8 protein-coding genes and 1 pseudogene are annotated in these 10,700 nt (G+C 69.1%); 5 read left to right on the plus strand and 4 right to left on the minus strand.

Features of this window, described 5'->3' with window-relative positions:
• Both OS124_RS0106470 and OS124_RS0106475 read right to left on the minus strand, forming a co-directional pair.
• The coding region (locus OS124_RS0106470; RefSeq protein WP_010138601.1) for an efflux RND transporter permease subunit at positions 1-1,519 on the minus strand (1,519 nt) is incomplete at its 3' end.
• Complete coding sequence (locus tag OS124_RS0106475) at positions 1,516-2,853, minus strand: efflux RND transporter periplasmic adaptor subunit (RefSeq protein ID WP_029375227.1); 1,338 nt, start codon at positions 2,851-2,853, stop codon at positions 1,516-1,518. The genes OS124_RS0106470 and OS124_RS0106475, both read right to left, overlap by 4 nt.
• A 340-nt stretch (positions 2,854-3,193) precedes the next feature.
• Between OS124_RS0106475 and OS124_RS0106480 the strand changes: the two genes are divergently transcribed.
• The 3 genes from OS124_RS0106480 (at position 3,194) to der (ending at position 7,230) form a co-directional block, all read left to right on the plus strand.
• The gene (locus OS124_RS0106480) at positions 3,194-3,844 is read left to right on the plus strand and encodes a tetratricopeptide repeat protein (protein ID WP_010138603.1); all 651 of its coding nucleotides are present in this window, start codon (positions 3,194-3,196) and stop codon (positions 3,842-3,844) included.
• A 199-nt stretch (positions 3,845-4,043) separates the two neighbouring features.
• Positions 4,044-5,363, plus strand: a complete 1,320-nt coding sequence (locus OS124_RS0106485) for a PQQ-like beta-propeller repeat protein (protein WP_010138604.1) — start codon at positions 4,044-4,046, stop codon at positions 5,361-5,363.
• A gap of 313 nt (positions 5,364-5,676) precedes the next feature.
• Positions 5,677-7,230 carry a ribosome biogenesis GTPase Der gene (der, locus tag OS124_RS23885; RefSeq protein WP_010138605.1) on the plus strand — a complete coding sequence of 518 codons (1,554 nt, stop codon included), beginning with the start codon at positions 5,677-5,679 and terminating at the stop codon, positions 7,228-7,230.
• A 158-nt stretch (positions 7,231-7,388) separates the two neighbouring features.
• Here the strand turns inward: der and OS124_RS0106495 are convergent, their stop codons facing one another.
• Together OS124_RS0106495 and serS are read right to left on the minus strand one after the other, a co-directional pair.
• Entirely contained in the window at positions 7,389-8,111 is a 723-nt protein-coding gene (locus tag OS124_RS0106495) for a tryptophan-rich sensory protein (RefSeq protein WP_010138606.1), read from the minus strand.
• A gap of 87 nt (positions 8,112-8,198) precedes the next feature.
• A complete protein-coding gene (serS, locus tag OS124_RS0106500) occupies positions 8,199-9,491 on the minus strand; it encodes a serine--tRNA ligase (protein ID WP_010138607.1) in 1,293 nt (430 codons plus the stop codon).
• A 449-nt stretch (positions 9,492-9,940) separates the two neighbouring features.
• Here serS and yajC point away from each other — a divergent pair, with 449 nt between their 5' ends.
• Complete coding sequence (gene yajC, locus OS124_RS0106505) at positions 9,941-10,234, plus strand: preprotein translocase subunit YajC (protein WP_010138608.1); 294 nt, start codon at positions 9,941-9,943, stop codon at positions 10,232-10,234.
• A gap of 32 nt (positions 10,235-10,266) precedes the next feature.
• Positions 10,267-10,700, plus strand: a pseudogene (locus OS124_RS0106510) (protein translocase subunit SecD); the annotation flags it as partial.

A 10,700-nucleotide genomic window follows, 5' to 3' on the forward strand; every position in this document is an offset into this window, starting at 1 on the left:
GGGCCCGCAGCAGGTCGGAGCCGCGCGCGAAGACCCGGCTGATGCGGCCGGTAACCCCGCCCATGACCGGCAGGTAGATCAGCGCCACCACCAGTGAGGCGGCCAGAACGAAGATCAGCGTGACCGGCAGCATGCCCATGAACTCGCCCGGGACGCCGGGCCAGAACAGCATCGGCAGGAAGGCACAGAGCGTGGTGGCGGTGGAACTGACCACCGGCCAGAACATCCGCTTGGCGGCCTCGACATAGGCGCTCATCGGGCCGACGCCTTCCGAGATCCGCTTGTCGGCGTATTCGACGACGACGATGGCGCCGTCGACCAACATGCCGACGGCCAGGATCAGGCCGAACATGACGATGTTGGAAATCGTGATGTCCATCAGCCCCAGCAGGACGAAGCAGAGCAGGAAGGACGTGGGGATGGCAAAGCCGACGAGGATCGCCGGGCGCGGCCCGAGGGCGGCCAGCACCACGATCATCACCAGCGCGATCGCCGTCAGCACCGAGCCTTCGAGCTGCTGCACCATCGAGCCGACCACGCGGCTCTGGTCGTTGGAGGTGCCGACATTGACCGCGACCCGCAGCTCCTCGGGCCAGCTTTCCGAAGCCTCGGCGACGACGCGCTTCACCTCTTCGGCGGTGTCGATCAGGTTGTAGCCCTTGCGCTTGACCACCTGCAGGGCCACGGTCGTCTCGCCGTTGAAGCGGGCTGTGCCGGTGCGGTCCTCGAAGGTCATGCGGATGGTGGCCAGTTCTCCCAGCGTCACGACGCGGTCGCCGTTCAGCTTCACCGGCAGGGCGTAGATGTCGCGCACATCCTTGAACGAGCCGGGGATCTTCACCGCGAAGGTGCCGGCCTCGCTTTCGACCTCTCCGGCGGCGATCAGCCTGTTGTTGTTCTGCACGACCGAGATCAGCTCATCGGCGGTGACGTTGTAGCTTTCCAGCCGCAGCGGGTCGATCAGCACCTCGACCATCTCGTCGCGCTTGCCTGCGATGCCGGCTTCCAGCACCGCGTCGATGCCCTCGACCCGCTCCTGCAGATCCTCGGCAACGCGGGTCATGGTGCGTTCGGGCACCTGGCCGGTGAGGTTGACGATGATGATGGGGAATTCCGAGAAGTTGATCTCGTTCACGGAATAGCTGTCGGCGCCCTCGGGGAACTTGGATTCCGCCCGCCCCATGGCGTCGCGCACATCGGCCATGGTCTTGGTCTTGTCCCAGCCGAACTCGAATTCCAGCGCCAGGCCGGCATAGCCCTCGGCGGCGGTGGCGGTCATCTTCTTCAGCCCGTCGAGATCCTGCAGCTCGGTCTCCATCGGCTTCACCAGAAGCGTCTCGGAATCCTCGGCGGAGATGCCCTGGAAGGGCACGGACACGAAGAGCGCCGGGATCTCGATGTCCGGTTCGCCCTCCTTGGGGAGTGAGACATAGGCAAAGCCCCCCGCCAGCAGCGACAGGGCGATGAACGCCAGGATCATGCGGGCGCGCGAGGCGGCCCAGTCGATGACGCCGGTCATTGCGTGGCCTCCAGCGGGTTCTCGAAGGTGGGCTCCACCGGGACACCCTCGATGACGTAGTCCTGCCCGATGGTGATGACATCCACGGCCTCGGGCAGGCCGGTCAGCCAGATGCCCCTGACCTCGTCGCGCAGCACGGTGACAGGGGCGAATTCGGCCAGCTTGCCCGCGCCCACGAGGCGCACGCCCAGGGTGCCCTCGTCATTCAGGGTCAGCGCCGACTGCGGCAGGAAATGCGCCGGCAGCCCCTCGGCCTCGATGGCGATGGCGGCGGTCTGGCCCTCGCGGATCCTCAGATCCGGGTTGGGCACGGTGACCTCGACCTTGAAGGTGCGGGTGGTGGGATCGGCCGAGCGCGACAGGAAGGTGACCTTGCCCGCGACCTCGCCACCGGTGGCCGCCAGACGGGCACTGGCCATGGCGCCCAGTTCGACCCGCTCGACCTCGGTTTCCGGCAGATAGCCGGTCAGGCGGATCGGATCGAGGGCGATCACGGTGGCGCACTGCCCGCCGAGGGTCAGGAACGAGCCCAGCTCGGCGGTGTCATCCTCGAGGATGCCGGCAAAGGGCGCGTGGATCTGCAGCCGCTCGATCTCCTTTTCGGCCGAGGCGATGCCGGCCTGGGCCGACTGGATCGAGGCTTCAGCCGAGGTCAGCCCGGCCTGCGCCCCGGCCACGGCGGCTTCGGCGGCGCGCACGGCGGCGCGGCGGGCGGCGAGGGTGGTGGTCGAGGCGAACCCGCCTTCCGACAGTTTTTCGGCGGCGGTCAGGTTGATCTGGGCCTCTTCCAGCAGCGCCTCGGCCTCGGCCAGAGAGGCGGCAGAGGTGGGGCGCGAGGCCTCGGCCTCCGTCAGGCGGGCACGGGCCTCGGCCAGCGAGGTCTCGCGCGTGCCGGGATCCAGGTCACAGAGCAGCTGCCCCGCCTCGACCAGCGAGCCGCGGGGCAGAGGCGCCGAAATCACCGTCGAGGCGGTTTCGGCCAGCAGGGTCACGGTGCGGTCGGCCTCGGTCTGGCCGCGCAGGCGCACGGCGGTGTCGACGATCCGGGCCTCGGAATGGCGGGCGACGACGCGCACCGCCTGCGGACCGGCTTCAGCCTGCACCGGCTCTGCTGCGGCGGTTTCCGGGTCGGATTCGGACGCGGGTTCTTCCGCCGCGGGATCGGCCAGCCGCGCCTGCACTGCCTCCGAGGGCTCGGCCTCGCCGGTGGCCACGGCAATCGCCTGTCCCAGCCCTTCCCCCTGGGCGAAGGTCACCAGGGCCGGACGTTCCAGCAATACCAGGTAGAGCAGCCCAATGACGAGCAGTGCCGAGACAAAGGGAATAAAACGCATGGGCGCCACCATTAGTTCCATATGAATTGGCATTCGAGTTAGGGGCCGGTGCTGCGGATGCAAGCTTTTTGGCCCCATTGTCACAATAATTGCTGAAAGCCTGCGGCCATTCGTGCTGCGGCGCAACATCTTTCGCAGGCGCAGCATTGGTGGAAATCCAATCCTATTGATCGGAACAATTCAATTACCCCTGACAATTCCTCCCGGGGGCTGGCGCCATCGCAATGGCGGGGCAGGCCCGTGGGCCGACCGGCAAGGCCCTGCCGCGACTTGCCAATTGCCGCCCTTGGCAGGCCGGGGGGGACGGGGTAAGAGGGGCCAAAGGCCGAAGGGGGCAGATGTGAGCGAGACCGACAGTTTCATCGACGAAGTCAACGACGAGGTCCGGCGGGACCGTCTCTATGGCCTGCTGCGGCGCTACGGCTGGATCGCGGTGCTGGTCGTCCTGGCGATCGTCGGCGGCGCGGCCTGGAACGAGTTCCAGAAGGCGCGCGAACGTGCGGCCTCGGAAGCCTTCGGCGACGCGATCCTGGATGCCCTCGACGAGGCGGATTCGGACGCGCGCATCGCCGCCCTGGAGGCCGTGCCGACCAGCACCCCCGGGCAGGCTGCGCTGGCCGCCTTCCTCGCCTCCTCCGAGGCGGCCGCCGGGGCCGACGATCCGGCCCGCGCGGCGGCAGCCCTGGACGGACAGCAGTTCGACGGGATCTACGGCGACATCGCGACCTTCAAGAAGCTGATCCTCGAGGCGGGGGTGACCCCGGCCGCGGAGCGCCGGGACGGCTTCCGGGCGCTGGCGGCGCCAGGCAACCCGCTGCGCCTGCTGGCCGAGGAACAGATCGCCCTGACCCATGTCGAGGAGGGGGCAACGGACGAGGCGCTGCAGGTGCTGCAGTCGATCCTCGCCGATGCCGAGGTGACGCAGGGCTTGCGTCAGCGGGCAAGTCAGTTGATTGTGGCCCTGGGCGGCGAACCAGGGTCCGGGGCGTAGGTCCCGAAGGCCCGCGCGGCCTTGCAAGAAGGAATGATCCGGGTGGGGCAAGTGCTTGACCCGGAAAGGAAAGACAGCAGAGGGCGAGACCCCTCGCAGTCGGGACAGGCGGAAGGTGAAGCGCGGCATGACGAAGCGGGGCAGCTCTCTTGGTATCATCGCAGGAACCCCTGGCAGGCAGGGGCGCCGCGCGCCGCTGATGCGGGCGGTCCCTCTCGGTCTGGCGGCGGGTCTTCTGCTGGCCGGCTGCGCGGAACGTGAGGTTCAGCTGGTCGGCGAGCGCGAGGACCTGCGCTCGGTCTTCAGCCAGCAGGTGCCCGGAGACATCCCGGTCGAGCCGGTGAACCAGGTGCTGCCCGTGGCGCTGCCGGCGGTCACCGCCAATGCGGCCTGGACGCAGGGCTGGGGCACGCCCTCGACCCGCACGGCGCATCCGGCGCTCGGTGCCGCGCCGCAGCTCGTCTGGCAGGCGAACATCGGCGAAGGCAACGGGCGGAAGGTGCATATCACCTCGGATCCGGTCGTGGCCGAGGGCCGCGTCTTCACCCTGGATGCCACTGGCCATGTCTTTGCCACCTCGACGGCGGGGGCGACGCTCTGGCAGGCCGACCTGGTGCCGGCGCAGGACCGCAAGGGCGAGGCCTCGGGCGGCGGGATCGCCTATGGCGCGGGACGGGTCTTTGCGACCACCGGCTTCGGCGAGCTGACCGCCCTGGATCCCGAGACCGGCGCGGTGATCTGGCAGCAGAAGCTGCTGGCCCCGGCGACCGGCGCCCCCACGGTCTACGGTGATCTGGTCTATGTCACGGCGGGCGAGTCCCAGGCCTGGGCGCTGGACGTGACAAACGGCCGCGTGCGCTGGCAGCTCTCGGCGACCCCCGATGTCAGCAACTTCGCCGGCGCGCCGAGCCCGGCGGTGACGGATCAATATGCGCTCTTCGGCTTCGGCTCGGGCGAGGTGCAGGCCGCCTTCCGCCAGGGCGGGCTGGGCGTCTGGTCGACCCTGGTCACCGGCCGCCGCCAGGGCTTTGCCCGGGCCAATATCAACGACATCACCGGCGACCCCGTGGTCGTGGGTGACCGCGTCTACGCCGGCAACCAGTCGGGCCGCATGGTCGCCCTGGGGCTCTCGACCGGAGAGCGGATCTGGACCGCCGACGAAGGTCCCATGGGGCCTGCCTGGGTCGCGGGCGACGCGGTCTTCATCGTGACCGACCGCAACCAGCTTGTCCGCCTCGATGCCGGAACCGGCGCGCGGATCTGGGGCGTTGACCTGCCCTTCTTCCAGAAGAGCAAGCCCCGCAAGCAGGAGGCGGTCTTCGCCCACTTCGGTCCGGTGCTGGCCGGCGGCCGCCTGGTCGTGGCCTCTTCGGACGGGCTGCTGCGCTTCTTCGACCCGGCCTCGGGCGATCTGACCGGCAGCGCGGCGCTGCCCGCCGGCGCGGCCTCGGCCCCGGTGGTCGCCGGCGGCGTGCTCTACGTGCTGAACAAGAAGGGCCAGCTGCTGGCCTACCGCTGAGGGCGATGCCTCCGGCGGGAGTATTTCCGACCTGGTGATGATGCGGGGCCTCCCCATTTGGGCGGCCTCCGTCCGCCATCGGGGGCGTGCGTCGACAGCCAGAGGCGCAGGACCTGCCGAGCGCGTGCATCCGATCGCATCACCAGGCTGAAAATACCTCCGGGGGGAGCCGCAGCGCGGCGGGGGGCAGCGCCCCCTTTCCGGGGCCAGTCCGCACAGCGCGCGGGGAAGGGCCCCGGTGCGCAGCTGATTATCCTTTGCCACCGGCGCCGTTTCGCGCTATGCGGCGCATTCGCAACCCCAGAGGCACGTCATGTCCTTCACCCTGGCCATCGTTGGCCGCCCCAATGTCGGCAAGTCGACGCTGTTCAACCGCCTGGTGGGCAAGAAGCTTGCCCTGGTGGATGACCAGCCCGGCGTCACGCGCGACCTGCGCGAAGGTGCAGCGCGGCTCGGCGACCTCGACTTCACGGTGATCGACACCGCGGGGCTGGAAGAGGCCACCGACGACAGCCTGCAGGGCCGCATGCGCCGCCTGACCGAACGCGCGGTCGAGATGGCCGACATCTGCCTCTTCATGATCGACGCCCGGGTCGGCGTGACCCCGACCGACGAGGTCTTCGCCGAGATCCTGCGCAAGAAGGCCGACCACGTCATCCTGGCCGCCAACAAGGGCGAGGGAGCTGCCGCCGACGCGGGTGTGCTCGAGGCCTGGAACCTCGGCCTGGGCGAGCCGCTGCGCATCTCCGCCGAGCATGGCGAGGGCATGGCCGATCTCTTCGGCGCGCTGCTGCCACTGTCCGAGACCTTCGCCGCGCGCACCGCCGTGGCCGAAAGCGCCGCGCCCGAGATGGACGTCTCGGTACCCGATCTGGGCGAGGATGACGACAGCGACCTCAGCGCCGCCGAAGCCGCCTGGAAGCCGAGCGAACAGCGCCCGCTGCAGATCGCCGTGGTGGGCCGTCCGAACGCGGGCAAGTCGACTCTGATCAACAAGATCCTCGGCGAGGACCGGCTGCTGACCGGCCCCGAGGCGGGGATCACCCGGGATTCGATCTCGCTGCGGATCGACTGGGCGGGCACGCCGACGCGAATCTTCGACACCGCCGGCATGCGCAAGAAGGCCAAGGTGCAGGACAAGGTCGAGAAGCTCTCGGTCGCTGACGGGTTGCGGGCGGTGAAGTTCGCGGAAGTTGTGGTGGTCCTGCTCGACGCCGCCATTCCCTTCGAACAGCAGGACCTGCGCATCGCCGACCTGGCCGAGCGTGAGGGCCGCGCCGTCGTCATCGCCGTCAACAAGTGGGACATCGAGGACGAGAAGCAGGAGAAGCTGAAGGCCCTCAAGGAGGCCTTCGACCGCCTGCTGCCGCAGCTGCGCGGCGCGCCGCTGATCACCGTCTCGGCGCGCACGGGCCGCGGTTTTGACCGGCTGCACGATGCGATCCTGCGCGCCCATGCGGTGTGGAACCGGCGGATCTCGACCGGACGTCTGAACCGCTGGCTGACCGGCATGCTCGAGGCGCATCCGCCGCCCGCGCCGGGCGGCCGTCGGATCCGGCTGCGCTATATCACCCAGGCCAAGACCCGTCCGCCGGGCTTCGTGGTCATGTGCTCGCATCCCGACAAGCTGCCGGCCAGCTATTCGCGCTACCTGGTGAACGGGCTGCGCGCCGATTTCGACATGCCGGGCACGCCGATCCGGCTGACGATGCGCGGGCAGGGGGACAAGAACCCCTATCAGAACAAGACCAAGTCCACGCCCTCGCGGCTGCGCAAGCACCTGGGCAAGGCGCCGGCAGACGAAAAGCCCCGCCGCGGCAGCCGCCCCTCCGGGGGCAGGCCCCTGGGGCGCAAGCCGGTGAAATGAGCAAGGGGCGCCTTCGGGCGCCCCTTGTCGTTTCTCGGTGCGCTGTCGGGCGGTGGCGGGCAGAGGTGGATTGGCATCCACCCTACGCGGTCGGCGTGCCTCCGGATCAGGCGCGCAGGCCGCGTGGATCGCGTAGGGTGGGTGCAACCCACCGTCCCTCAGCCATCTGCGAAGCGTCGGACGTGCCGGGCGAAGACCGGCAGCAGCACCAGCAGCACCACTCCCGCCAGCCCGGCGAAGAGCCAGCGCTCGACCGCGACGTTGTCGATGACGATGCCCAGCACGGCCCAGACCACGGCGCCGAGATAGAAGGGCACGGGGCGCGGCGAAAACCGCGCCACCGCATAGGCGATCCAGCTCGCCAGCAGCAGGAAGGCGGCGTGAACCCAGATCTCTGGCGTGGCACCGTAGCCGGTGGCAACCACCGCCGTGCCGACCGGCGCCGCCGCCGTGAGCCAGCCGGCATAGAGCCCGAGCGGCGCCTGCAGCCAGAGCCGGTCCCGAGCGGGCGCGCGCAGCAGCGCGTGCAGCGCGGTCGCCCACATCACCCAGATCATCCCCGTCGCCCAGAGCGGCGAGAGATTGGCCACCGGGATCCAGGCCGCCCCGATCACCAGAGAGGCCAGCAGAGGCGCCCTGGGACGATCCCAGGCGGCATCCTCGGCGCGCCGCAGCAGCCCGTAGCCTGCCATGGCGATCAGGCAGGCGTAGATCAGCGTCCAGATCACCGCGAAGGTCAGCCCCATGGGCTGGATCGGCGGATCGGGCTGGGGCACCGGGAACTGGTCACCCGTGAACCCCGAGAAACCGGGCGAGAGCACAGGCGAGAGGGCAAAGGCGATGGCCGCGCAGAGCAGCAGGATGGCTTTCAGTCGTTCCATGGGGACCTCCGATCGTCAGGAAACATACGCGAAAGGCCCCGGTGTGGTTCACCGGGGCCTTCAGATTTCTCCCAATGACGTAACGGCTTAGACCAGCACGCCCTCGGCGGTGAGGGTCAGCTTGCCGCCAAGGTAGGGCGAGAGGACCTCGGGCAGGCGGACAGATCCGTCCTCTTGCTGGCCGTTCTCCAGCACTGCGATCAGGCAGCGCCCGACCGCCAGGCCCGAGCCGTTCAGCGTGTGCACGAACTGCGGCTTGCCACCGTCGGCGGGCTTGAAGCGGGCGTTCATCCGCCGCGCCTGGAAGTCGCCGCAGACCGAGACCGACGAGATTTCGCGGTAGGTGTTCTGCCCCGGCAGCCAGACCTCGATGTCATGGGTGCGGCGCGCGCCGAAGCCCATGTCGCCGGTGCAGAGCGCCACGGTGCGATAGGCCAGGCCCAGCCGTTCAAGGATGCCCTCGGCGCAGGCGGTCATGCGGTCCAGCTCGTCGCGCGAGGCGTCGGGATGGGTGATCGAGACCATCTCGACCTTCTCGAACTGGTGCTGGCGCAGCATGCCCGCGGTGTCGCGACCCGCCGAACCGGCCTCGGAGCGGAAGCACTGGGTATGGGCGACATAGCGGCGCGGCAGCGAGGCTTCCTCGACCACCTCGTCGTTGACGATATTGGTCAGCGGCACCTCGGCGGTCGGCACCAGCCACCAGCCGTTGGTCGTCTGGTAGCTGTCCTCGCCGAACTTCGGCAGCTGGCCGGTACCGCGCATCATTTCCTCGCGCACCAGCACCGGGGTCCAGGTCTCGGTCAGGCCGTTCTCGTCCACGTGGGTGTTGACCATGAACTGCGCCAGCGCCCGGTGGATCCGCGCCACGGCCCCCGAGAGCACCACGAAGCGCGACCCCGAGAGCTTGGCGGCGGTCTCGAAGTCCATGCCGCCCTGCACGCCGGCAAGCTGGTAGTGCTCCTTCGGATCGAAGGCGAAATTGGGGATCGAGCCCCAGCGTTTGACCTCGACGTTGTCCTCCTCGTCGGCGCCATCGGGGGTGTCATCGGCGGGCAGGTTGGGGATGCCCATCAGGGCCTCGGACAGCTTCGCGTCCAGCTCCTTGGCCTCGGCCTGCATGGCGGCGACCGCCTGCTTCTTCTCGGCGACCAGCGCGCGCAGACGCTCGAACTCGGCCTCGTCGCCCTTGGCCTTGGCGGCACCGACCTGCCTGGAGGCGGCGTTCTGCTCGGCCTGGGCGGTCTCGGCAGCCTGGATCTTGGCGCGGCGCTCTTCGTCGAGCGCCAGCAGCGACGACGAGAGACCCTCCACGCCACGGCGGGACAGGGCGGCATCGAAGGCGGCCGGATTGTCGCGGATGGTGCGGATGTCATGCATGTCTTGCACTCCCTTGGGTCTGAGTCGTGCGGGCCTTATGCCGCAAAAGATTGCGAAAGGGTACAGCGGAGTACGCGCGCCCGGGCAGGGCCCGGCAGGCCCGCCCCGCGAGGGCGCTTCTTGCGAATGGACCCCGGCGGCGGGGCGATGGCGGGCAATGCTGCGAGCGATCGGCCGGGAGGGGGGAGGCCCCGGCCCCGGGTGTAGGGTGGGTGGCAACCCACCTTCCGGCTGTCGTCCAGGCACCGTCCCGCTCGGGGCGATCCGTCGGGGGCAATGGGGGCCGCCCGGAAGCCGACCCGGCGCCTGCGGCAGATGCCGCGGGGGGAAGCGCCACCGGCGCTCACAGCCGCGCCATCGCTTCTTGCAATCCCCCCCCGCCACACATAGGTTCCGGCCAATTCCGCGGGGGTTCCCCGCCAAGGACGAAAACAGAAAGAGGACCCTCCATGGAAGGCAACGCACTGGCGCAGTTCCTGCCGCTGATCCTGATCTTCGCGATCATGTATTTCCTGCTGATCCGGCCGCAGCAGAAGAAGATGAAGGAACACCGGGCCATGGTCGACGGCGTGCGCCGTGGCGACCAGGTGATCACCCAGGGCGGGATCATCGGCAAGGTCTCCAAGGTCAAGGAAGACGGCGAAGTCGAAGTCGAGATCGCCGAGGGCGTCAAGGTGCGTGTGATCAAGTCCACCCTGGCCAATGTCGTGTCCAAGACCGAGCCCGCCGGCGAGGCGAAGTAAGGCCCAAAGTTCCAGCCTGAGGAGAGGGCCATATGCTGCAAATCGAGACGTGGAAACGGGTCCTGATCTGGGGGCTTGTCGCTCTCGGTCTGCTTCTGGCCCTCCCCAATGCCTTCTACGGACGCGTGGAAGCCTACAATGACCAGGTGTCGGCCCAGGCGGGTGACACCACCGGCGCCAGCGGCTGGCCCGGGTTCCTGCCCTCGGGGCTGGTGAACCTCGGCCTCGACCTGCGGGGCGGCGCCCATCTGCTGGCCGAGGTGAAGGTCGCGGATGTCTACAAGACCCGGATGGAGGGCCTCTGGCCCGAGGTGCGCAACCTGCTGCGGGATCACCGCGAAGAGGTCGGCACGATCCGCCTGCAACCCTCCGAGGACGGCACCCTTGTGATCCGCATCAGCGAAGCCTCCGGCCTCGACCGCGCGGTCGAGCNGGTGCGCGGCCTGGCCCGCCGGTCGTCCTCGCT

The sequence above is a fragment of the Oceanicola sp. S124 genome, from assembly GCF_000220565.1.
In the GTDB taxonomy this organism is placed as follows: Bacteria; Pseudomonadota; Alphaproteobacteria; order Rhodobacterales; family Rhodobacteraceae; genus Pseudooceanicola.

Coding starts and splice junctions, on each gene's coding strand:
- der (WP_010138605.1), top strand. CDS start 5,677: ATGTCCTTCACCCTGGCCATCGTTGGCCGCCCCAATGTCGGCAAGTCG.
- yajC (WP_010138608.1), top strand. CDS start 9,941: ATGGAAGGCAACGCACTGGCGCAGTTCCTGCCGCTGATCCTGATCTTC.
- OS124_RS0106485 (WP_010138604.1), top strand. CDS start 4,044: ATGCGGGCGGTCCCTCTCGGTCTGGCGGCGGGTCTTCTGCTGGCCGGC.
- OS124_RS0106475 (WP_029375227.1), bottom strand. CDS start 2,853: ATGCGTTTTATTCCCTTTGTCTCGGCACTGCTCGTCATTGGGCTGCTC.
- OS124_RS0106495 (WP_010138606.1), bottom strand. CDS start 8,111: ATGGAACGACTGAAAGCCATCCTGCTGCTCTGCGCGGCCATCGCCTTT.
- serS (WP_010138607.1), bottom strand. CDS start 9,491: ATGCATGACATCCGCACCATCCGCGACAATCCGGCCGCCTTCGATGCC.